At 70.6% G+C, this 21,274-nt stretch carries 20 protein-coding genes and 1 pseudogene; 8 read left to right on the top strand and 13 right to left on the bottom strand.

Annotated elements, in window-relative coordinates; genetic code table 11:
* Positions 1–181: 181 nt before the first annotated feature.
* The 5 genes and pseudogenes from A176_RS34685 (at position 182) to A176_RS34665 (ending at position 5,947) form a co-directional block, all read left to right on the top strand.
* A pseudogene (locus A176_RS34685) lies at positions 182–864 on the top strand (hypothetical protein).
* A gap of 274 nt (positions 865–1,138) precedes the next feature.
* Positions 1,139–2,359 carry an ornithine--oxo-acid transaminase gene (gene rocD, locus A176_RS34680; RefSeq protein WP_002638142.1) on the top strand — a complete coding sequence of 407 codons (1,221 nt, stop codon included), beginning with the start codon at positions 1,139–1,141 and terminating at the stop codon, positions 2,357–2,359.
* A gap of 138 nt (positions 2,360–2,497) precedes the next feature.
* The gene (locus A176_RS34675) at positions 2,498–3,442 is read left to right on the top strand and encodes an ArsA-related P-loop ATPase (RefSeq protein WP_002638143.1); all 945 of its coding nucleotides are present in this window, start codon (positions 2,498–2,500) and stop codon (positions 3,440–3,442) included.
* 100 nt (positions 3,443–3,542) lie between these two features.
* The gene (locus A176_RS34670; RefSeq protein ID WP_044890292.1) at positions 3,543–4,667 is read left to right on the top strand and encodes an ArsA family ATPase; all 1,125 of its coding nucleotides are present in this window, start codon (positions 3,543–3,545) and stop codon (positions 4,665–4,667) included.
* Between the two features lie 110 nt (positions 4,668–4,777).
* Positions 4,778–5,947 (top strand): CBS domain-containing protein, encoded by a 1,170-nt coding sequence (locus tag A176_RS34665; protein WP_021781332.1) that lies wholly within the window; start codon positions 4,778–4,780, stop codon positions 5,945–5,947.
* 69 nt (positions 5,948–6,016) lie between these two features.
* Here the strand turns inward: A176_RS34665 and A176_RS34660 are convergent, their stop codons facing one another.
* From A176_RS34660 to A176_RS34645, 4 genes are all read right to left on the bottom strand, one after another.
* On the bottom strand, positions 6,017–6,838 hold the full coding sequence (locus A176_RS34660) for a QcrA and Rieske domain-containing protein (RefSeq protein WP_002638146.1): 822 nt from the start codon (positions 6,836–6,838) through the stop codon (positions 6,017–6,019).
* Positions 6,835–7,413, bottom strand: a complete 579-nt coding sequence (locus A176_RS34655) for a YceI family protein (RefSeq protein WP_002638147.1) — start codon at positions 7,411–7,413, stop codon at positions 6,835–6,837. The genes A176_RS34660 and A176_RS34655 overlap by 4 nt, the downstream gene beginning before the upstream one ends.
* A gap of 37 nt (positions 7,414–7,450) precedes the next feature.
* Positions 7,451–8,326: a hypothetical protein gene (locus A176_RS34650; RefSeq protein WP_002638148.1), complete on the bottom strand. Its 876-nt coding sequence runs from the start codon at positions 8,324–8,326 to the stop codon at positions 7,451–7,453.
* Between the two features lie 470 nt (positions 8,327–8,796).
* Positions 8,797–9,222 (bottom strand): nuclear transport factor 2 family protein, encoded by a 426-nt coding sequence (locus A176_RS34645; protein WP_002638149.1) that lies wholly within the window; start codon positions 9,220–9,222, stop codon positions 8,797–8,799.
* A gap of 148 nt (positions 9,223–9,370) precedes the next feature.
* Between A176_RS34645 and A176_RS34640 the strand changes: the two genes are divergently transcribed.
* Positions 9,371–10,216, top strand: a complete 846-nt coding sequence (locus A176_RS34640; protein WP_044890291.1) for a hypothetical protein — start codon at positions 9,371–9,373, stop codon at positions 10,214–10,216.
* 25 nt (positions 10,217–10,241) lie between these two features.
* On the opposite strand, the gene A176_RS34635 is transcribed toward A176_RS34640, so the two are convergent.
* Together A176_RS34635 and A176_RS34630 are read right to left on the bottom strand one after the other, a co-directional pair.
* Positions 10,242–11,921, bottom strand: coding sequence for a hypothetical protein (locus A176_RS34635; protein ID WP_002638151.1), 1,680 nt, complete (start codon positions 11,919–11,921; stop codon positions 10,242–10,244).
* Between the two features lie 213 nt (positions 11,922–12,134).
* The gene (locus A176_RS34630) at positions 12,135–13,259 is read right to left on the bottom strand and encodes a LysM peptidoglycan-binding domain-containing protein (protein WP_002638152.1); all 1,125 of its coding nucleotides are present in this window, start codon (positions 13,257–13,259) and stop codon (positions 12,135–12,137) included.
* A 242-nt stretch (positions 13,260–13,501) separates the two neighbouring features.
* Here A176_RS34630 and A176_RS34625 point away from each other — a divergent pair, with 242 nt between their 5' ends.
* Positions 13,502–14,167 (top strand): SCO family protein, encoded by a 666-nt coding sequence (locus A176_RS34625; RefSeq protein ID WP_193409817.1) that lies wholly within the window; start codon positions 13,502–13,504, stop codon positions 14,165–14,167.
* A 116-nt stretch (positions 14,168–14,283) separates the two neighbouring features.
* On the opposite strand, the gene A176_RS34620 is transcribed toward A176_RS34625, so the two are convergent.
* Positions 14,284–14,715 (bottom strand): hypothetical protein, encoded by a 432-nt coding sequence (locus tag A176_RS34620; protein ID WP_002638154.1) that lies wholly within the window; start codon positions 14,713–14,715, stop codon positions 14,284–14,286.
* Between the two features lie 149 nt (positions 14,716–14,864).
* A complete protein-coding gene (locus A176_RS34615; protein ID WP_002638155.1) occupies positions 14,865–15,332 on the bottom strand; it encodes a hypothetical protein in 468 nt (155 codons plus the stop codon).
* Positions 15,333–15,510: 178 nt separating this feature from the next.
* Between A176_RS34615 and A176_RS34610 the strand changes: the two genes are divergently transcribed.
* Entirely contained in the window at positions 15,511–15,927 is a 417-nt protein-coding gene (locus tag A176_RS34610) for a hypothetical protein (protein WP_002638156.1), read from the top strand.
* A gap of 48 nt (positions 15,928–15,975) precedes the next feature.
* On the opposite strand, the gene A176_RS34605 is transcribed toward A176_RS34610, so the two are convergent.
* The 5 genes from A176_RS34605 to A176_RS34585 form a co-directional block, all read right to left on the bottom strand.
* Positions 15,976–16,563, bottom strand: a complete 588-nt coding sequence (locus A176_RS34605) for a hypothetical protein (RefSeq protein ID WP_044890290.1) — start codon at positions 16,561–16,563, stop codon at positions 15,976–15,978.
* Between the two features lie 165 nt (positions 16,564–16,728).
* Positions 16,729–18,090, bottom strand: coding sequence for a universal stress protein (locus A176_RS34600; protein ID WP_002638158.1), 1,362 nt, complete (start codon positions 18,088–18,090; stop codon positions 16,729–16,731).
* 175 nt (positions 18,091–18,265) lie between these two features.
* Positions 18,266–18,682 carry a type II secretion system protein GspG gene (locus A176_RS34595; RefSeq protein WP_021781331.1) on the bottom strand — a complete coding sequence of 139 codons (417 nt, stop codon included), beginning with the start codon at positions 18,680–18,682 and terminating at the stop codon, positions 18,266–18,268.
* 54 nt (positions 18,683–18,736) lie between these two features.
* Positions 18,737–20,197 carry an adenylate/guanylate cyclase domain-containing protein gene (locus tag A176_RS34590; RefSeq protein WP_002638160.1) on the bottom strand — a complete coding sequence of 487 codons (1,461 nt, stop codon included), beginning with the start codon at positions 20,195–20,197 and terminating at the stop codon, positions 18,737–18,739.
* A gap of 47 nt (positions 20,198–20,244) precedes the next feature.
* The gene (locus A176_RS34585; protein WP_002638161.1) at positions 20,245–21,249 is read right to left on the bottom strand and encodes an OmpA family protein; all 1,005 of its coding nucleotides are present in this window, start codon (positions 21,247–21,249) and stop codon (positions 20,245–20,247) included.
* Positions 21,250–21,274 lie beyond the last annotated feature (25 nt).

The following is a 21,274-nucleotide window of genomic DNA, read 5'->3' as shown; positions in this document are numbered from 1 at the left end:
TTCGAGCGGCCCCCGCCCCGGCCCATCCCGGAACCCGTACCCACCGCGAGACGTCACCTCGCGCGGTGCCGACCTACGCGGCCCGTTGTCTCCCTGATTTCAAGCACTCACGCGGCCCATTCCATGTCAGCCCCCCTCTGTACTGTGTGCTCATTCGCCAGCACCCAGGGGGAGCGATTCCATGGCGGAAATCCGTGAACTGCCGCGCGTGTCCGTGAACAAGCTGGGGAGTACCTCACCGCCACGCCCGCGCGTCGCAAACGCATCATCCATGACCAGAAGCACCCGCCGGAGCAGCAGTACCTGCGCTATCCGGAGGCGTCGCATGCGATTACGGACTTCCTCTGCCGGGGACTGGATGTATCCATCCTCCGCGAGCATCAGCGCCGCTTCGCGTGCAGCGTGCCCCAGACGGAGTTCGAGGCGCAGCGGCTGCAACTGTGTTCGGAGGCGCTGGAGCGCTTCGCGGACCTGGTGCCCTGGCTGGATTTGGAGGAGACGCTCATCAGCGCCGTGGGCGCCGAGCCCCCGGTGCTGGAGGTGGCGGGTGTCACCATCAGCGTGCGGCCGGAGGTCGTGCTCCAGCGCATGGACAGACATGGCAACGCGCGCGTGGGGCTGATGAAGCTCTACTTCTCCAAGCACCAGCCCCTGGACGAGCGCTCGGGGCAATACATCGGCACGCTGCTCCAGCGCTTCACGGAGCAACACCTGTGTCCGCTCGGTCCGTGCGACCACCGCCTCATCCAGGTGGTGGACGTGTTCGCGGGCACCGTCTTCACCGCGCCGCGCGCGCACATCCGGCGGCTGAGCGACGTGGTGCTCGCGTGCGAGGAGATCGCCGAGCGCTGGTCCGTCCACTGAGCGTGCGGCCGCGGTGCGGCGGGCGTGGCGCGTGTGTCCACTCCGCAACGGGATGACGCGCCACGTCTTGGTGGGAGGCCCGCCGAGGGCCAGCCAGTCGTGGACATGGTGGGGCACATCATCGAGAGTGACGCGGCCATCATCGCGACGCGGATGTCCGCGTCCGTGTCGGACCCGTGGACTCGCGCACGCCGCGCAGTCACTCCGATACACGGGGTGTGGTGAGCCTGGCTCTCCCGCCCCGTCGCGCCCACCTCATGCCCCCGAGGCCGCCATGAGCGCCGAGCACGCCACGCCCCATCTCTCCACCCGCGAGTACATCGAGTTGGAGGAACGCTACGGCGCCCACAACTACCACCCGCTGGACCTCGTCATCGAACGTGGCGAGGGCGTCTGGGTGCATGACGTGGAGGGCCGCAAGTACATGGACTGCCTGAGCGCGTACTCGGCGGTGAACCAGGGCCACTGCCACCCGCGCATCCTGGAGACGTTGCGCGAGCAGGCCGCGAAGGTGACGTTGACGTCGCGCGCCTTCCGCAACGACCAGCTTCCGCACCTGTACAAGGCGCTGCGGGACATCTCCGGCTTGAGCCGCGCGCTGCCGATGAACTCCGGCGCGGAGGCGTGCGAGACGGCCATCAAGCTGGCGCGCAAGTGGGGCCACACGGTGAAGGGCATCCCCGAGGACCGCGCGGAGGTCATCGTCTTCGAGAACAACTTCCACGGCCGCACCATCAGCCTCATCAGCTTCTCCAGCGAGCCGCGCTACCGGAAGGGCTTTGGCCCCTTCACCCCGGGCTTCACCGTGGTGCCCTACGACGACGTGGAGGCCCTGCGGCGCGCCATCACGCCCAACACCTGCGCCGTGCTGATGGAGCCCATCCAGGCCGAGGCCGGCGTGCTGATTCCGAAGGACGGCTACCTGAAGCAGGTGGCCGCGCTCTGCCGTGAGAACAAGGTGTTGTTCATGGTGGACGAAATCCAGACGGGCCTGGGGCGCACGGGGAAGATGTTCGCGTTCCAGCACGAGGACGTCCGGCCCGACGCCATCGTCGTGGGCAAGGCGCTGTCGGGCGGCTTCTACCCTGTCTCCGCGGTGATGGCGGATGACGAGGTCATGGGCGTACTCCAGCCCGGTGAACACGGCAGCACGTACGGCGGCAACCCGCTGGGCTGCGCGGTGGCGCGCACGGCGCTGGACGTGCTTCGCGACGAGAAGCTGGTGGAGCGCTCCGCCACGCTGGGCCAGGCGTTCCTCGCCCGGCTGAAGACGCTCCAGAGTCCGCACATCGTGGAGGTGCGGGGGCGCGGGATGATGGTGGGCATCGAGCTGGACATTCCCGCCCGGCCCGCGTGCGAGGCGTTGATGGCGGAGGGCATGCTCTGCAAGGAGACGCATGACTTCGTCATCCGGCTCACGCCGCCGCTGGTCGTCACGCAGGAGGAACTCGACTGGGCGTTCGAGCGGGTGAAGAAGGTCATCGAGGCGCTGTAGGCCGGCGCGCCGGCCAGGCACGCGAGCGGACGCGCTCCCGTGGCCTCCCCACCGGGGCCACGGTTGTCCCCAGGCCGGGCCTTCCTCACCGTGTTGAGACCAGCGCGCGGTGCCGGCGCTGCGATGGGACGGTGGCCGGTGCTCGAAGCCCTCTGGGAGAAGCGTGTCCTGCTCGTGTCGGGCAAGGGCGGCGTGGGGAAGACCACCCTGGCCGCGGCGCTCGCCGTGGCCGCCGCCCGGGCAGGACGCACGGTGCTGCTGGCGGAGCTGTCGCCCGAGGAGGACGGGCCGTCGCCGCTCGCCGCGCTCGTGGGCGCTCGCGATGTGGGGCCCCGCGTGACGCGCGTGCGGCCCGGGTTGAACTTCGTGAGGCTGTCCGCGGCCGAGGGCCACCGGCACTTCCTGGAGAAGGCCCTGCCCGCGCGGTGGCTGGCCGAGGCCGCCCTGCGCACCCGCGCTTTGCGCCGCTTCCTGGAGGCGGGCCCCGCGCTGCGGGAGATGGGCTTGATGTACCAGATGCTCACGCTGCTGCGGCACACGCGGCCGGATGGGCGGTATGCGCACCCGCTGACCGTGGTGGACCTGCCCGCCACGGGCCATGCGCTGGCGCTGGCGGCGCTGCCCCAGCGGGTGCTGGCGTTGATGCCCGGAGGGCCCATCGGGCGTGATGTGCGTGAGGGGCTCGACTTCCTCCAGGACCCGGTGCGCACCGCCGTGGTGCTCACGAGCCTGCCGGAGCCGCTGCCCGTCAGCGAGTCGCTCCATGTGGCCTCGGAGCTGCGGCGACTGGAGCTGCCCTTGTCCGTCGCGGTCCTCAACCGGATGCCGGAAGACCCCTTCACGGTGGAGTCGCGCGCCGCGCTGAACCGGCTGCTCGCGGTGCATGGGCCGCATCAGGGCGCGCATGCACTGGCACGGCTGGACCGCGCGCACGCCGCGTCGGTTCGCTTGCGCCGCGAGCTGCGCGCGCCGCTGCTGACGTTGCCGGAGCTGTCCGTTACGGGTCCGGCGCTGGCGGAGGCGCTCGCGGAGACCTTCGCGCCACGGCGTGAGGATGCACTGTGGCAGGAGGCGCTGCCGTGAGCCTGGGCGAGTTGATGGATGCGCGCATCCGCGGACTGACTCACTCGGGCGGCACGCACAAACCAGGAGAGCACCCCTGTGCCTCCGCGAGGCAGACGCCATGAGCGATGGAGACTTGCGCCAATTGCTGCTCACCAAACGCGTCATCGTGCTGTGTGGCGCGGGCGGCGTGGGCAAGACGACCACGGCCGCGGCCCTGGGTGTCGCCGCCGCGCGCGCGGGCCGCAAGGTGCTGGTGCTCACCATCGACCCGGCGCGCAGGCTCGCGGAGACCATGGGCCTGCAAGAGAGCGGCACGAAGCCCACCCCCGTCCCTCCCGAGCGCCTCTTCCCCCACGAGCCCCCAGGCCCGGGACGACTGGACGTGTGGATGCTCGACCCGCGCGCCGTCTTCGAACGCATGGTGTTCCGGCTCGCGCCCTCCCCCGACGCCGCGCGCGCGATTGTCGAACACCGCCTCTATCGCTTCCTCTCCGAACTCGTCGCGGGCGTGCAGGAGTACGCCGCCGCCGAGGCCCTGGACGCCTTCCTCTCCGAACACCGCTACGAGCTCATCCTCCTCGACACGCCCCCCAGCCGGCACGCGCTGGACTTCCTGGACGCCCCGGGCCGACTGGCGCGCTTCCTGGACGACCGCATCGTGTCGCTCTTCGCCCCGGAGCGGCACGCCCGGAGCGGGCGGCTGTGGCACGGCGCCCAGGCCGTGGTGGACCGCGTCCTCTCCGGCGTCTTCGGCACCCACTTCACCCACGAGCTGCGCGGCTTCATCGGCGCCTTCGGAGGTCTCTTCGCGGGCATGCGCCTGCACACGGAGCGACTGCGGTCGCGGCTCGCCTCGCCCGACGCGGGCTTCCTGCTGGTGACCTCCCCGGAGACCACCTCCCTCCACGAGGCGGCCTGGTTCCGCGAGGCGCTGGCGGCGCGCGGGCTCCCCTTCGCCGGATACGTGCTGAACCGGAGCTGGGCGCACGACGACGTGCTGACGGCCCCGGAAGCCCTCCTGGAGCACGCGAAGGGAGACCGCCACGCGGAGAGCGCCGTGAAGGCGCTGTCCCGCATGGCCACCGCCGAGCAGTCCCGCTCGGCGGCGCACCTCGCCCTGCTCCACCGCCTCGCCGAGCACCTGCCCCCTGGCGCGCTCGCGGTGGCCGCACCAGACACCGGCGCGGAGCTGGAGGAGTTCAGCGGACTCGTGCGCCTGGGAGACGCCCTGTCCGCCGGATGAACCGGGGCACTGGGAAACGGGCACCCGCCCGCCCGGCCGCCCGCCCCTTGGAGGCGCACCCCACCACCACCAGCGTTGCTGTTTGAACCCGACTTCGCGCGAGGACTGACATGGCCCACAGAAGCATGGACGACGGCAGGGACGAAACCTCGGGCGCGCGGCGCGCCGAGCCCACCGCCCACCGTGAGCCGGACGTGGCGCCTCCAGGCTCGCGCGAGCGCGCCGAGTCCGACCTCACCGGCTGGAACCCCGCTCGCGACGAGGAGTCCTCCACCCGGCAGGGCCGCTACCACCGCGCGGCCACCCTGCGCATGTCCCAGCCGCGCACCCAGATGGACGACGCGCCGGACACGATTCACGGCGCGCCGCCGGAGAACAGCGGCCCCTATGGCCGGGATGACCGGGACAGCCGCTACGCCGACGGGTGGGGGCCCCGGTACGACTCAGGCGAACAGGACGTGGAGCTGTCCCCCCAGCACGCCGAATACCGGGCCTGGGACCGCTCCGGCTACGGCGGAGGCCGTGACGAGCCCTTTCGCCCCCAGGGCCCTCACGAGGCCCGCGCCCCCATGCGCCATGGCGACGCGCGCCCCCGATACCGCACGGACCGCGGCCACGGGGACACCGCCTCCTCCACCTCCGCGAGCAGGGACCGCGACGAGGCGAGCACCCACCGTCCCCAGCGCGTGGGCATGTCCGTCTACACCGCCGTCGCGGGCCGCCCCGAGGAGACCACCTACCGCTACGAAGGCCCGGGCACCTCCATCTCCACGACCACGGGCGGCCGCCCCGAGTCGCGCGCGTCCCGAGCAGGTCGCCGCTGGCAACACGAGCCCCTCTCCGCCCGGGAGGTGATGACGCGCAACGTGCGCACCGCCCGCCGGGACAGCCCGCTGCGAGACGTGGCGCAAATCATGAAGGACGAGTCGTGCGGCGCCGTGCCCATCGTCGACGAGCGGGGCCGGCTGGTGGGCATCGTCACCGACCGGGACCTGGTGGTGCGCGCCTTCACCGGGAGCCGCTCGCCCGAGCAGCTCCGCGTGTCGGACGTGATGACCGATGACGTGGAGGCCGTCACGCCGGAGGACACGCTCCAGGACGTCATCGGGCTGATGGGCCGCCGCCAACTGCGCCGCATCCCCGTGGTGGAGCGCGACGACTGCATCGTCGGCATCATCTCCCTGGGGGACATCGCCCTGCGCGCGGACCAGGACGAGGAGCTTCAGCACGCCCTGGAGCGAATCTCCGCCAAGCGCTCCTTCTGGAGCCGGCTGGGCTGAGCCACCGCGCGCGGGAACCGTCCGGGGGCGGGCGGGCCAGGAAGGCCCCACCCGCGCCTCGGGGACGGCTCAGGCCACGCCGGTGAGCACGACGGAGTCCGGCGTCTCCGACACCGTGAAGCGCTTGAGGGGCCGCGTGGCGGGCCCCTGCGTCACCGCGCCGTCCAGCGTGAAGATGGACGCGTGGCAGGCGCAGAACAGGTCCGCCTCCTGCGTGCGGTGCTCCACCTCGCAGTTCAGGTGCGTGCAGATGGAGTCCACGGCCGACAGCGAGCCGTCCTGCATCCGGAAGACGAAGATGCGCCGACCGTACCCGTCCGGTACGCCCGTCACCGAGCCGCCGACATCCCGCAGCGCCGGGAACTGGCTGAGGGGCAACACGACCTCCCCGGCCACCGCGGGCGGGAAGTCGCTCTGGCCCGCGCGCAGGTTGATGCGCAGCACGCCCGTGTTGACGTTGTACTCCGAGGAGAACGTCTGCAGCGCCACGGTGGCCGGCCGCTGCAACACGGCGCCATCCCGGGCATTGAAGCGGGACAGGTGGCAGGGACAGATGACGTCCTTGCCGTCGTAGCCCAGCGGGCAGCCCACGTGCGTGCAGATGGACGACAGCACGGAGAAGTCGTCCGGGGCGCCGTCATCCTTGGAGTGCACCACCAGCAGCGGCACCGTCTCCGTCCCCGGGACGCGCACCGTCAGCGCGCCGCCCACGGGCTCCAAATCCGGATAGCGCGACACCAGGATGTCCACCGTCCCCTGCGCGCTGGCGGAGATGTCCGTCACCGGCGCGGGGTCGATGTCCGGCGCGCAGCCCGGCAGCGTCGAAGCCGCCGCGCCCGCCGCGCCCGTTCCCAGAATGCCCTTGAGAAATCCTCGTCGCGTCGAACTCACGTACCCTCCACCTCGAACACCAGCTTGGGCTCCAGCACCAGGACGTCATCCACCTTCACCATCAGCAGCGAAGGGCGGTCGACGTTATAGGCATCCAGGCTGATGTCGAAGCTGCCCTCGGCCACCGCCTCCTTCTCCGAGTTGAACAGCACCGTCATCGGAATCTCCACGGTCTTCTTCACGCCGTGGAAGGTGAGCTGGCCCTTCACCTTCACCGGCACCTTGGCCGGGAAGCTCGTGGGCGGCTTCACGCCGGTGGCCACGCCCTTGAAGTCGATGATGGGGAACTTCGCCGCGTCCGTGGTCTCCAGCATGTGCGCGTCACGGTTCGCGTTGCCCGAGTCGAAGTCCTTCACGTTGGCGCGCACCGCCACCTGAAGGGTTCCATCCGGCAAGAGCCGCGCCTTGCCGTCGCTGGGAGCCGCCTTGCCCACCACCTCGTGCAGCTTGTGCTTCAGCTTGTAGGTGAGGGAGCTGGCGTCCTTCTTGACGCTATACGTGCGGGCCTGCGACTGCGCGACTGCGGGCAGCGCGAGCACCAGGGTGGCGATCAGGGCGATTCGTCGAGCAATCACGTCAACCTCCAGGGAACCACTACGGAATGCAGGTGCTTCAGAAGAACAGCGTGAACACGCCGGCGGACACCGCGCCCAGCGTCACGTAACCGGAAATCTGATGCGCGGTCGCCATGTCCGTCTCCGACAAGCGGCCGAAGCGGTCCGTGGCCATCACGCCCAGGATGATCTGCGCCACCATGCCGACGGTCGCGAGCGCCATGAACATCTTGTGGACGGTGATGGTGTCCCACTGGAGCTTCTCCTTCTCGAAGGGCTCCGGCGCCAGCACGCCCAGCAGACCGACGGTGGCGAACAGCGCCGAGGTGCCAATGGCGAGCCCGCGGTGCAGCCCCAGCAGGTTGCGGTCATCCCCGCCCCCGCGGAATGAGTCGTTGAACTGGAGCTGGCCCACCACGGTGGTGCCCACCAGGCCGGCGGCCATGGCGAAGCCCAGACCCTGGTGCAGCTTGAGCATGGTGCGGCGGCGGCCAATGCGGCGCTCCAGGTCTGGATCCACCTGCGCGGCGGCGGCGGCCTCCGCGGGCTCCAGCAGGTCGAAGTCCATCGAGTCCACGTCGCCGACGGACGGCTCCCCGGACTTCTTCACCGTGGGCGTGTCGTCCTCGGCGGACAGCGGCCTGGCGGGCTCCACCTGCATCGTGGGCTGAGCGGGCTGGACCTCCGGCGCGTCCACCGTCCGCGAGTCCACCGCGGGCGCGGCCTTCGTCCGGCTGGACGGGGGCTTCTTCGCGGACTTGCGCTTCGAGGACGTCTTGGCCGCGTTGCTCTTCGTCGCCTTGCTCTTGGACTTCGAGGACGACTTCACCACGCGGGACTTCTTCGCGGAGTCGCGCTGGCTTTGCTGGGCCCAGGCGGTGTGGGGTGCGGCAATCAGGGACAGGACGACGAAGAAGGCAGCAAAGCGGGTCATCAGGCTTTTCCGTGTAGACGCAAAGCAGACTGCCGGGTCAGCACCGGTCATCCAAGGTCGAGTCCTCCGCCACACCATCACCAACCCACCTTCTCAGAGGACGTCGGGAACGCTACCGCGTCCCGGGCTTTCCGGAAACGCACCGCGTCGAAGGTATCGCCTCGGAACTCGCGGTCCGGCATAAATTTCCGCGAACCCATGGCTGGACGGCCATCGCATCTCGGGGTCGCGGCGGCTGACGGTAGCGTCGGGTGTGACGGTTCGGGAGATGTCTGAAGGTCACGGCCCTGTGTCGGGCAACGGCCAGGGGCGGCGGAGGGACTGGCTCCGCGATGTCGTCCCGTGGGCGGCTCGACAACGTGGCACACCGCGCCCGCGCGCCCAGGCGGACGCGAGGGTCAGCGGGTGTTGAATCACGCCCACGGGCGGCCCCGGAAGTCCCGGGGTCCCCATCCGGGCGGCCTCACGCCTCACGCGGGGGTGGTGGCGGGGACTTCCGTGCGCGGCGCGCTGCCGTGGGTCAGCTCCAGGCCGAGCGCGTGCGGATCAAAGTACGCGTAGAAGCGGCGGATCCGGTCGCCGTCCCATTCGAGGATGGACACGCCTTCGTAGGCCACCGCCGCGCCGTTGTGGGCGGTGCCCTGCGTCTCCCACTCGAGCGCGACGCGAGCGCCCGCCTCAATCATGTTCCGGAAGGTGGACTTCACCTGCTGAAGGGTGCCCTTGTACTCGTGCCAGAAGCGCCGGGCGCCCTCCTTGCCGGAGAACACCTTCGCCGAGGCCACGTTGCTCACCTGGGCGTCATCGCTGAAGAGGGCGATGAGCGGCTCCAGGTCCCCGCGCTCCTCCAACTTCGCCAGTGCATCCACGAACCGCTGCGCTCGCTCCATCGCCATGCGCTGCCTCGCTCCTCGTGAAGGGGTCCCAGGGGAAAGGGTGCGCATGCCCTGGAGGCGTGGCCCTCGGGAGAACCCGGCCCCTTGCCCTCCGGACGGTCGCGCGGCGCGCCCGAGCGGGGGCCGGTGTTAACATCCTCGCTTCACCATGACCGCCACGCATGTCCGGCCCCCTCCCGTCGCGGAGGATTCCCCCGTGGAGTCCCTGGCGCCCCTGTCGGCGCCGCGCTCGCTGACCGAGCTGCGAGCGGACATGTGCTCGCCCGGTGTCATCCCCGCCGAGGTGGACACGCTCTTCGTGGAGATGGCTCGGCCCGTGGAGGGAGAAGCCGCGTTGCGCGAGCGCGCCGACTTCCTGCAGTCCCTGATGACGCTGCCGGGCGTCGGCAGCCAGCAGACGGGCAGCGACGGCATCACGGTGAGCACCGCCGCCGTGGAGACCCTGCTGGAGCTGGGCTATCCGTATGCGCTGGAGGTCCCTCCCAACCTGCTGGAGCGGGCCCGGGAGGAGCGCGACGCGCAGCGGCGCCGGAAGAAGAAACAACAGAAGGAGCAACAGCAGAAGGAGCAAGGGGCCGAGCCGCTCCCCGTCGCGGGCATCGTCGTCACGCTCTTTGGCACGGCGTTGCAGCTCTTGCCCATGTTGCTGCCTTTGCTGCGGACAGGCTCCAGGCTCGATGTGCCGGGATTCATTGTCATGATCCTCCTGCTGGGCATCTGCGTTCCTCCAGCGATGGCCCTCATGGGCGCCCTGATGCGGCACCGGACGCTTCAAGGGCTGGGCGCGGTGGGACTGGTGCTTCAAGGCCTGGCGTGGCTCGCCATCACCCTCTTCATGTCCTCGATGAGCAGCTACGGGCTCTTACTCCTGGCGTGGCCCACCTGGTACGCCCTGCTCGGTGCCGCCCAGTTGATACGCCCCTCGAAGCTGCCGGAGACGCCGCCCGCGGTGGAGCCGACAAAGCCCCAGGCGCCCGAGGCCGCGACGTCTTGAGGTCCCTCGCATCCTCCGGCCCGCCTCAGCGCGGCAGGGCCTGCGTCCACAGCTCCCGGCTCCAACCCTCCTTCGCATAGGCCGCGCGCGTGGCCGGAGGGAGCGTGTCCCAGGCCATCCGCGACTCGAGTTCAGCGGGTTGTTGGAACACGCCGCGATGCCCCCGGTCGACCGCCTGCCGCGCCCGCTGCGCCGACAGTCCCTTCATGGAGAAGCCAACCTCGACGCCGGCCTGGTCTCCGTCCGCCTTCACCTTCGCGGAGAGGCCCCCTTCGAACTCGGCCTTCCGGGGGTTCAGCGTCGCCTGCACTTGAAGCGCCTTGCCGATGCCCACCGCCACGCGTTGCGCGCCCCCCGAGTCGAGGCTGAACTCCACGAGCCCCAGGTCCAGCTTGACGGTCGCCTCCTTCTTGCCGGCCGTGTCCTGGGACAGCTCGAGCTTCATGGGGCCACTGCGCACGGTGACGCCGGCTTCGCCCTTCAGCTCACGCTGGCCGCGCGTGTCGAGCGAGCCCTTCAGGGCCCACTGGGCCGTCTCGCTTCCCGCGCCCACCTTGCCCTGGAGCCGGACCGTGCCCGCGCCGCGTTCTCCGGAGAGCTCCCGCTCACGGGCCGTGAGGTGCTGGTACGTGAGGTTGAGCGACTTCGGCCGGCCGATGCCCGCCTTCCATGCCGCCTCGTAGTCCTTCCGCGCGGGGTCCTTCCATTCGAGGCCCAGCACTGATTCGGAGAGCTGGGCGGCACGCGGCGGGCCCAACGCCCCCAGCTCCCGGCGGCTCCCTGCCTGGTCCACCGCGAGGGCGTACCGGACGAGGTACTCGCCGTGCGCCTTGTAGAAGCCCACGCCCACGTCGATGGCATGCGCGTTCACCGCGTCCCGCATCGCCCGGGGGAGCCGCGCGTCGTTGACGAAGAAGTCCGGCACGGCCGGGTAGCCCAGGGCGTCCACGGGGCTCGTCTCGCCCTTGTTCCGCTGGAGCATGCCTTTTCCTTCCGCCTGCTCCAGGAACGCCCGCCGCGAACCCGCGTCCTGCGCGTTCACATACGTGCGCAGGAGTCCGTCGCGCTCCATCCGCTCCAGCGCCGCCCGGTAGGGCCCCGGCGGCAGCGCCCCGAGCGCCCCATGCACGGCCCGCACGTCCGCCGCGCTGACGGTCCAGTCCGTCAGGCTCCGCGTGAGGTGCGTGCGGATGCCTTGGAACACCTCCTCGGGGAGGTGCTTCGAGCCCGGTGGCCGCAGCCGCCCGCCCAGCGCGGTCAGCTCGCCCGCGGACACGGCTGGGCCCGCACTTTCAGGCGGGGGCGAGCGAGTTGGGGGCGCTGCCGCCCGCGAGGAAGGCCCGGCGAAGGCGTGCAGCTCGTTGCGAGCCGTGAGCGGCTTCGCCGGAGCTTCCGACGTCGGCGCGGCGGATTCGGAGAAGGCGTGCAGCTCGTTGCGAGCCGTGAGCGACTTCGCCTGGGCACCCGACGTCGGCGCGGCGGATTCGGAGAAGGCGTGCAGCTCGTTGCGAGCCGTGGGCGAGGACACACGGGTTTCGCCTTGCTTCGGCGCGGCGGGCCCGTCGGAGGCGTGCAGCTCGTTGCGAGCCGCAGGCACCGACCTGCGAGGCTCGCCCTGCTTCGGCGCGGCGGGCGGGGCCCCCGAGGGCTCCGGGGTGGTTTCGATGGGAAGGGAGGAACTGCAGGACGAATCGATACGAGGCATGTGGCGCGCTCCGAAGGGGAACGGCCTGGGCACTGCAGCCGGCGCACCACGGCGCCGCCACTCCAGGGCACGTGCCTCGGGCGCGGCGCGCGGTCGCGCACGGCGGACGTGGCATCTCCCAGATGGGATGGACACCCTCGAAACGCGACGAGGACCGTGGCCAGGTCGGCCCACGGTCCTCGCGTCACTTCACCGGGCCTGAGCGGCGCGGGCTCAGAACACGTTCTGCGCGCGGCGGTAGTACATCTCGCGGTCCGCCAGGCCGTTGTAGCCACCGTTGATACGGCGGGTGACCTCGCGGAAGTTGCCCGCGTCGGCGTAGGTGTTGAGGTTGCGCGACGACCAGTACCAACCGGCGATGCGGAACGCGACGTCCGGATCCTTCGCGCGCTGGGGGTTGCCCTCCAGGTCGATGCCCAGCGCCCGGCCCGCGGCGCGGTAGTTGGCGCGGCCCGTGAGCTGGATGGGGCCGCGGCCCTTGTAGCGCACGCCGTCACCCGGCTGGGTGTTGCCCAGGTCCCTGCGACCCTCGTAGGCGGCGCCGGAGGCAATCTCCTCCATGTAGCGGAGCTGGCCGCTCTCGTGCGCGAGCTGCGCCAGGAAGGCCGCCTTGCGCATCGGGGTGGTGATGTTCGCCTCCGCCATGGCCTGGTTCAGGTAGGGCAGGTACTGCTCCGCCTTGGCCTGCGACAGGTTGGGCATCACCGCCCGGAGCTGGCCCACCGTGACACCAGCGGATCCACCGGTGGGCGGCTTCGGCCCGCCCACGCCCCCCACGGGAGGCTGGCTCGGCGTCGGACGCGTCGGGGACGCCCCACCGCCACCCGGAATCGTGAGCCGCTGGCCCACGTGGATCAGGTTCGGGTTCGAGATGTTGTTGGCCCGCGCCAGCGCGCTGACCGTGGTGCCGTGCCGGCTCGCGATGCCGCTCAGCGTGTCACCCGACTTCACCGTGTAGGAGCCGCCACCACCACCGCCCGAGGAGGGCTTCGTGGGCGCCGCGCCGCCGGAGCCCGGAATCGTGAGCTTCTGGCCCGCGTAGATCCGGTTCGGGTTGGAGATGTTGTTCGCCTTCGCCAGCGCGCTCACCGTCGTGCCGTGCCGGCCCGCGATGCCGCTCAGCGTGTCACCCGACTTCACCGTGTAGCTGGAGGCCGCGCGGCCGCCCCCGGAGGCGCGGGGCGCGTCGAAGCCGTCCGGAACGCGAAGCTTCTGCCCCGTGAAGATGAGGTTCGGGTTCGAGATGCCGTTGGTCTTCGCCAGCGACGACACCGAGGTGTTGAAGCGCTTGGCCAGGGCGCCGAGGGTGTCGCCACTTCGAACGGAGTAGGTCGTCACGGGGGGAAGACTCCTGAAAACAGAGAGCAGACGTGCCCACATTTTCGTAACGACTGAGAGGAAGTTGCCCCAAACACCCCGTTATTTAAGGGTAAACTTGTTTCAAACCACTGAAATCACGGAACTGTGACACGATGGATGGGTCGTTACGTACCCGTGACATCATCCCCCCAAGCAGCCAGGATGACGCACCCCCATGGCCGCGCTTGTGCGACTCCCAGGGTTCCGTTACCTCGGGGGGCATGTCCGCTGACTCAGCTCTCCCGGCCCCTCGGGCCCGTCTCACGCAGCGCCCGGGTTTCTGGGCGGGTGTCGCCGTCACGGCGCTCGGCATCACCGCCGTGTCAGGACTCACGCTGTTGCGTGGCCGGGGCGCCTCGCAGCCGCTGCCCGACCTGGGCGCGCTGCCAGACTTCACCTTCACCCGTCATGACGGACAGCCCTTCGGCAGCGGTCAGCTCCGGGGCAAGCCCTTCGTGGCCAACTTCATCTTCACGCGCTGCCCCACCGTCTGCCCGGAGTTCACCCGGAAGATGGTGGGCGTACAGAAGGAGACGGCGGCGTTTGGCGCCGGGCTCCAGTTGGTGTCGTTCTCCGTGGATCCGAAGTACGACACCCCGGAGCGGCTCACCGAGTATGGCGAGCGCCACGGCGCGGACTTCTCCCGCTGGAGCTTCCTCACCGGCGACTACGAGCAGCTCAAGGAGACCATCGTCCAGGGCTTCAAGGTGAGCATGGGCCGCGAGCCCGGCGCGCCGGAGGATGATCTGCTCTCCATCTTCCACGGGACGCACTTCGTGCTCGTGGACGACGCCGGCCAGATTCGCGGCTACTACGACAGCGCGGACAGCGACTCCACCCAGCGCCTGCTGCGCGACACCCAGCGCCTGGCGAAGACAGGGCACTGAGCCGCCTGGCGGGGGGCTCGGTACCCCGCAAAGCCGAAGGGCCGGCCCCGGATGTTCTCGGGAGACCGGCCCTCGGGCTTACCATCTCGACGCGCCAGGGATGGCGCGGCTCCGCATTACTCCACGAAGCGGGCGTGGCCCTGCGCGATGATGTTCTGGAAGTTCTGCTGACCCAGCGGGTTGTTGGCGAACGCGCCGACCTTGTCCGCGCCGGTCTTGATGGACTGCGCGATGTTGGTGATGTCGCCGACCTTGCCGGCGATCTTGGACAGGAAGCCCATGCTGCCCAGGGTGCCCTCACCCAGGAAGGACGAGGCGCCCTGCTTCACGAGGTTCTCCGCCGTGGGGCCGAGGAACTTGCCGACCAGGGGCAGCTTGCCGACCTTGTCGCCGATGAACTTCGCGATGGGGTCCACCAGCGAGCTCAGGGGCTTCTGGAGGAACTCCATGGCCTTGCCGCCGATGTTCGCGATGCCGCCAGCGATCTTGCTGACCGTGCCCGCGACCTTGCCGATGGCCTTCGTGATGCCCTGGATAGCGCTGCCCATGGTAGTACCCTCGATCTTTGAAAGTTTGGAAGTCGGAGATTTGTGCCGGGAGGAAAGCTCGAAAGGATTCTCGGGCAGTGTGGGGAATTGTTTCCTCCCCTTATTTCCGTCGAATTTTTCCCCCCGGCATTGCCCCTGGGGGCCAGGGGTTACGGACGGTTACCGCCGCTGCTGCCCTTCTTGAGCTGATCCATCAGCTCCTGGCGGGCGGCCGGATCTTGCGGACCGGTGGGGGCGGGGGCCGTTCCATCCGGCGTGTTGAGCACCGGCTTGCCGGCCGTGGACACCTTGTCCTGGGTGAACTTGGAGGCCTCGAAGTCCGGCGGAGAGCCGGGCAGCTCGCCCTTCATGCCCTTGATGAGGATGTTGGCGGCCTCCTCGGCGGACAGGGGGTTGAAGCCGTTGCGGCGCAGCTCCTCGTCGGAGATGACGGCGACCTCGGCCTCCTTGTCCTTGTCCTGGGCGTACTTGAGGACCAGCTCCACGTAGTCCTCGAGCTGCATGCTCACGGCCTCGGCGATCTTCTTCGTCTCCGGGTCCTTGAGCAGCTCGGCACGAACCACCTCAATGGGCCGCTTCAGGCCGCGCTTGGGCTTTGCAGTGTTGTCCTGGGACATGTCTTGCTCCGGGAAGAAAATGGGACAGTGCGGCGGACTGTAGCCCAGTTTCCCGACTTCACACATTCCCGCCCATCCCGGAATGCAAACAGAACCGGGAGGGGGCGGCTTCACGGCGGGGTGCTCGTGACTACCTTTGGCGGCAGCGAAACCGAGCCAGAGAGAGACGAGGCGCGCCATGGCGATTTCCAAGCGGGGGCTGGTGGACAGGGTGAAGGAGGTGGCCGTCCAGGCCGGTACCCGTGGGGCGAAGGTCCTCCTGGGGACGGCGGTGGTAACGGCCCGGGGGGTGGCCTCCCTCCAGTCCAAGCTGCGGGGTGAAAAGGCGGAGCGCAGCCGCGCCAGGTCGGCCACCGCGGCGCGGCGGACGGCGAAGGCGGTTCGCGGCGTCATCGAGAGCGCCAAGCCCGTGAAGGCGCCCGCGCGAAAGCGCCCTTCGACGGCGAAGAAGGTGGCCGCCGCGTCGACGGCCGCGAGCCGGCAGACGGGGCGCAAGGCCGTTCCGGCTCAGGCCGCGGCCCCCAAGCGAGGCACGGCGAAGAAGCCGACGGCCCGCACCGTGAAGACGAAGCGCGGACAGAAGCACCGGCACTGACGGGGCGGCACGGGCACGGCACCGCGCCGTGCCCGCGGCGTCACCGACTCAGCGGACCGCGTTCCTCGACTCCGCCTTGCCGCGCGCGGCGCTGCTCATGCCCTTGGGCTTCGGCGCGGTGCGCGTCACCGTGCCCGGACGGCGTGCCGCTGCGGCCTCGCGGGCCTGCTCCTCGGCGACCCGTGCCGCGGCGGCCTTCAGCGCGAGCTGCTCGGCCTGCTGCGCCCAGCGGCGCTTCAGCACGTCCCGCAGCCCGTCCTTCTGAAGGTCCACCTGGGCTTGGTGCAGGCGGTAGTGCAGGTCCTCGCGCAGCGTGCCGCGGGCCCGTGCCGCGTCCGCCGCGCCGGAGACACCCAGCACCAGCTTCGGCCGCTCCTCCTGCGTCTGCAGACACCGGAGCAACGCGAACTGCGCCTCCCGTCCCAGCCGGGCCACGTCCGCGATGAACACCACGCCGTTGGGATGACGGAGCGCCTGCGGCAGCTCCGCCGCCTGCCGCACCTCCACCAACTCCACATCGAAGTTGCGCGCGGCCTCCTGGGCCCAGCAGCGCCGCTCCTCCTCCGTGCCACCGTGGATGAGCAGCGACGAACGGTTACAGATGAGCTCCACTTCGCGATAACCCTGAGGTGTCACCGGCGGCCCCCCTGCGACTGGAAAGCGTGGTTTCTACGATTCTAATGCCTTCCAGGGTCCTGACTTCAACGGCACACGTGCCCTACCGGGCGCGTCACCGCGGCCACCACCTGCAAATCCTTTCATGTGGAGACAGGTAGTCCCAGCGTCCGTGAAACATCCACGTCACGCCGAGGGCACCACCATGACGGGCCGGCGGCAGCGGGCCACCAGCTCATGGGCCACCTCCCCCTCCAGCGCGTCCCGAAGGCGCGAGGGCTCCAGGGACGTCCCCACGCACACCAGGTCCACCCCCTCGCGCTCCGTCGCCTGGCAGATGGCCAGCGTCACGTCCTCGCCGGTGACACCCTCCACGCTCCAGCGCACCGCCTGGGACGTCTCGTCGCGCGGCACCAGCTCCCACAGCTTCTGGAGCACCTGGTCCCGCTCGCGGGGTGGCTCGGGCAGCACGCCGTAGTGGTCCACCAGGCCGCGGTCCTCCAGGCGGCGGCGGTGCACATGCAGCAGGTGGACGCGGCCCCCCGGCCCCACCAGCGTGCGCGCCTGGGAGATGGCCCGCGCGCTGGCCTCCGAGAAGTCCACCGGCACCAGCACGCTGCGCGGCGGATGGCCCGCCCGGCGCGACTGCACGATGGGCGGCACGCACACCACCGACTGCGCCGCGTGCCGCAGCACGCCCGCGGACACCGAGCCGTGCCACAGCCGCTTCACGCCGCTGCGCTGGTGCGTGCCCACCACCATCAGGTCCACGCCGCGCGTGTGCGCCACGTGCATCAGGTGGTCCGCGGGACGGCCGAAGCCGGGCTCCAGCACCACCTCCACGCTGCCTTCGCCCAGCAGGTCTCCCACCTGCTCGCGCACCTCGCGCTGGAGCACGCGCTCCACCACCGGGTCCAACGCCTCCATGTCCTGGAGCCCCGGATCCAACAGCTCCACGTGCACGGGGCTGTGGATGCCCAGCCGCTCGCGCTCATCCATGGGCGAACACACGTACGTGGCCAGCACGTCGCACGGCCCCACGCGGCGCAGCTCGCGCAGGAAGGACACCGCCGCGCCCGTGGTGGACGAGCCCGGGTCCACGCCCACGAGCACCAGCAGCCGCCGCCGGCCGCGCGCCCAGTCCGTCATCGCGGCGTCGCTGCGCACGGCGAGCACCGGCGCGCAGCCATACCGGGACAGCCGCTCTGGCACCGTGGCCCGCCGCCACGCGGAGGTGCGCCAGCCAGTGGCCGCCACCACAATCCAGCGCGCGCGGCGACACTCCTCGTCGCTCAGCACCTCGTCCGCGTTGGAGCCCGCCTGCAGGCGGTAGCGCACCACGCGCGCGAGTGGCTCCAGCCGGACGGCCTCTTCCTCCAAACGCTGCTGGGTGAGGGACAGCGCGCCGGTGCCGTCGTCGAGGAAGGCGTCCCCTTCCGCGACGCCTAACAGCAACAGCGGCTCTTGCAGCCGGCCCGCGATGGCCGCCGCCACGTGGGCCGCGGCCAGGGACTCAGGGGACAGGTTGGTGACACAGACGATGGCCATGGCTGCCCTCCAGGTTCGGGAACCCCTTCCCCGTGAAGGTACAGATGGCCATGGCGACGCCGAAAAGCGGACACGCGTGTCACGCTGGCTTGCTCCGGGGCCCGGCTCACGACGCGCCGGGCGGCCCGCGAAGCAGGCACGTGCCGCGGCGCCCGCCTCCCCGCCCGCTCAAGGGCTACGGCGCGCGCTTGGGCACCTGGTGCCCGTCGTGGTTGGTGTGGTCCTGCTCCTCGCCCGTGCCGCCCCGGTCGTCACCCTTGCCGAAGGTGGCGAGGAACACCTGCTCCCCATTGCTGGTGTAACGGTACTCCCGGCCCCACGGGTCCAGCGGCAGCTCCGTCAGGTACTCGGGGACCAGCAACTCCCCCAGGTCCGCCTCTTCCGGCAGGGTGCCCTTGTCCGCCCGGTAGCGCCCCAGCGCCTCCTCGAGCACCGCGAAGTCCTGGTGGATGCGGTCCGCGTGCAGCGCCTTGGAGCCGTTCAGCGCGCCCACCAGCACCGCCGCGACCAACGCGAGCGCGAAGACGAAGCCGACCCACAACACGGGGGAACGGCGGGAGGGAGGGGGCTCGCCATCGGAGGAGGCACTCATGACCCTTCCCTATAGCCGCTTTCCGCCCCGGTCGCGCGCTTGGACTTCACGCACTCACAGCGCACGGAACAGCGGAACGGGCTGCTGCTTGCCTTTCAGCCGCACGGGGGGCAGGTCCTCGAAGGCCGTCTCGTTGGCGTCCACCAGCTCGCGCGTGCGCTCGCCCACGAGGATTTCCCCCGGGCCCGCCAGCGCGCACAGCCGCGCGGCCACGTTCACCGCGTCGCCAATGCACGTGTACTCGGCGCGCTGGGTGCTGCCGATGTTGCCCGCCACCACCACGCCGGAGTTGATGCCGACGCCCAGCTCCAGCACCAGCGGCTGGCCCTCGCGCCCGTTGGCGGTCCACTCCGCCTCCGCCTCGATGCGCAGGTCCGTCAGCGCGTCCATCATCATCTTCGCGCACTGCAGCGCACGCAGCGCGTCATCCGGCCGGGCCACCGGCGCACCGAACACGGCCATCAGCCCGTCCCCCAGGAACTTGTCCAACGTGCCGCCGCAGGTGAGCACCGCGTCCGACATCCGCCCGAGCACCTGGTTGAGCACCCCCACCACCTGCTCCGGCGGCAAGCTCTCCGCCAGGCCGGTGAAGTTGCGGATGTCCGCGAACAGCAGCGTCACCTCGCGCTTCTCACCGGTGAGCACCACCGCGTCCGCGCTCTTGAGGATTTCCTCCACCACCGCGTCGGACGTGTAGCGCGCGAACAGCTTGCGCATGCGCTCCGTCTCGCCGGTGCGGCGCACCACGCTTTCGATGCGCGCGGCCAGCTCATCCATGGACGCGGACTTGTTGACGTAGTCGTCCGCGCCGGCGCGCAGGCCCCGCACGCGCTCCGCCTCCCCGTCATTGGCGGTGAGGATGATGACGGGCACCGCGTGGCTGGGGCCTTCCTTCAGGCGGCGGCACAGCTCCACGCCGTCCAGGCTGGGCATCTCCAGGTCGCTGAGGACGATGACGGGCTGGAGGCGCCCCATGCTCTCCAGCGCCTCGAAGGGGTCCTGGAAGCAGAGGACCTCGTAGCCCAGGGCCACCAGGCCCTCTTGCACGAAGGCGCAGGCCAGCGGGCTGTCATCCACCACCACCACGCGGCGGCGCCCGTCGGACGCGGGGCGCGCCAGGTCCTGGCGCCCGGCGATGCGGTTCTGCAACCCGAGTGCTTCGTAAATCTGCTTGTAGGTGCAGTGCCCCAGCTCCACCAGGATTTCGCCCAGCTTGCGGCCGTCGCGGCGTTGGCGCGCGAGCGCCTCGTCGAGCTGCGCCAGCGTCACGTACTTGAGGCCCACCAGCAGCTCGCCCAGCGCGGGCTGCATCGGGCTCTTGTCGTGATGCAGGCCGAGCGCTTCACCCAACGCGTCCTGAATCTGCTCGCGCGTCACGTAGCCCAGGGAGATGAGGGCCTCGCCGACGCGCTGGCCGGTCAGGGCTTGCAGGGCGAGCGCCTCCTGAACCTGGCTGGGCGAGACGATGCCCAGCTTGAGCAGCAGGTCACCAAACAGGGGGCTGGAAGCACTCATGGTGGGTGAGCGTACCCCAGGCCCCCCATTCCCGGGGAGCCCGGCCCTCACGGACGGGCGCGAGGCGCCACGATGCGCAGGTCCATCCGCCGGTTGGCCTCCCGGCCGTGGGAGGTTTCATTCGTCCCCAGCGGCTTGTCGGGACCGATGCCCCACGCCTCCAGGCGGTCCGGCGGGACACCCTGCCGCACGAGGTGGTCTCGCACCGCCTCCGCGCGAGCCAGCGTCATCGCCCGCTGCGCGTCCGGGTCGCCCCGGTTGTCGGTGTGGCCCTCGATGGCGATGACGCCCAGCCGCGGATGCGCGAGCAGCACCAGCGCCACGTTGTCCAGCACCGGCAGGGCGCGCGGCAATAGCGTGGCCGTGCCCGGCGCGAAGCCGATGCGCTCCAACAGCTCCAGCCGGTCCGGGCGGATGATGACGAGCTGCTTCGACGCGGAGATGCAGCCCTGATTGTCCATCGCGCCGCGCTCTCGCGGGCAGTTGTCGCGGTGGTCCGGCACGCCGTCACCATCCGAGTCCCGCTCCGGACAGCCGCGCAGCGAGACGGGCCCTTCCTCATTGGGACACGCGTCCTCCTCGTCCGGCACGCCGTCCCCATCCGAGTCCCGCACGGGGCAGCCGTCCCGCGAGGCGGGGCCGGGTTCATCCGGGCACTTGTCCGCTGCGCCCTCCACCCCGTCGCGGTCCGGGTCGTCGATGGGACACCCCTGGCGCTCCAGCAGGCCGGGCACGCGTGGGCACAGGTCCTTCGCGTCCTCCACGCCGTCCTCGTCCGTGTCGCGGATGGGGCAGCCGTCCCGGGAAGCGGGCCCGGCGTGACGCGGGCACTTGTCGAGCGAGTCCTCCACCCCGTCCCCGTCCGTGTCCCGCACCGGGCAGCCCTGGAGCCGCGCCAGCCCGCGCACGGTGGGACAGGCGTCCTCGCCATTGGGGACACCGTCGCCATCCGCGTCCAGTGCGGGGTTCAACTCCGGCCCATGCCGGCAGCCAGAAACGAGCCCGCCGGACACGACGGCGAGCAGGGCCCAGGGGAGGAGTGCGCGCATCATCCGAGGCACCAGAGCGCAGGGACCT

The organism is Myxococcus hansupus (genome assembly GCF_000280925.3).
GTDB lineage: Bacteria > Myxococcota > Myxococcia > Myxococcales > Myxococcaceae > Myxococcus > Myxococcus hansupus.
This window is presented reverse-complemented; position numbering and strand designations above follow the sequence as displayed.

Excerpts from the sequence above, each read along its gene's own strand:
- rocD (WP_002638142.1), top strand. The coding sequence starts at position 1,139 with ATGAGCGCCGAGCACGCCACGCCCCATCTCTCCACCCGCGAGTACATC.
- A176_RS34670 (WP_044890292.1), top strand. The coding sequence starts at position 3,543 with ATGAGCGATGGAGACTTGCGCCAATTGCTGCTCACCAAACGCGTCATC.
- A176_RS34665 (WP_021781332.1), top strand. The coding sequence starts at position 4,778 with ATGGCCCACAGAAGCATGGACGACGGCAGGGACGAAACCTCGGGCGCG.
- A176_RS34650 (WP_002638148.1), bottom strand. The coding sequence starts at position 8,326 with ATGACCCGCTTTGCTGCCTTCTTCGTCGTCCTGTCCCTGATTGCCGCA.
- A176_RS34645 (WP_002638149.1), bottom strand. The coding sequence starts at position 9,222 with ATGGCGATGGAGCGAGCGCAGCGGTTCGTGGATGCACTGGCGAAGTTG.
- A176_RS34640 (WP_044890291.1), top strand. The coding sequence starts at position 9,371 with ATGACCGCCACGCATGTCCGGCCCCCTCCCGTCGCGGAGGATTCCCCC.
- A176_RS34635 (WP_002638151.1), bottom strand. The coding sequence starts at position 11,921 with ATGCCTCGTATCGATTCGTCCTGCAGTTCCTCCCTTCCCATCGAAACC.
- A176_RS34625 (WP_193409817.1), top strand. The coding sequence starts at position 13,502 with ATGTCCGCTGACTCAGCTCTCCCGGCCCCTCGGGCCCGTCTCACGCAG.
- A176_RS34620 (WP_002638154.1), bottom strand. The coding sequence starts at position 14,715 with ATGGGCAGCGCTATCCAGGGCATCACGAAGGCCATCGGCAAGGTCGCG.
- A176_RS34615 (WP_002638155.1), bottom strand. The coding sequence starts at position 15,332 with ATGTCCCAGGACAACACTGCAAAGCCCAAGCGCGGCCTGAAGCGGCCC.
- A176_RS34610 (WP_002638156.1), top strand. The coding sequence starts at position 15,511 with ATGGCGATTTCCAAGCGGGGGCTGGTGGACAGGGTGAAGGAGGTGGCC.
- A176_RS34600 (WP_002638158.1), bottom strand. The coding sequence starts at position 18,090 with ATGGCCATCGTCTGTGTCACCAACCTGTCCCCTGAGTCCCTGGCCGCG.
- A176_RS34595 (WP_021781331.1), bottom strand. The coding sequence starts at position 18,682 with ATGAGTGCCTCCTCCGATGGCGAGCCCCCTCCCTCCCGCCGTTCCCCC.
- A176_RS34590 (WP_002638160.1), bottom strand. The coding sequence starts at position 20,197 with ATGAGTGCTTCCAGCCCCCTGTTTGGTGACCTGCTGCTCAAGCTGGGC.
- A176_RS34585 (WP_002638161.1), bottom strand. The coding sequence starts at position 21,249 with ATGATGCGCGCACTCCTCCCCTGGGCCCTGCTCGCCGTCGTGTCCGGC.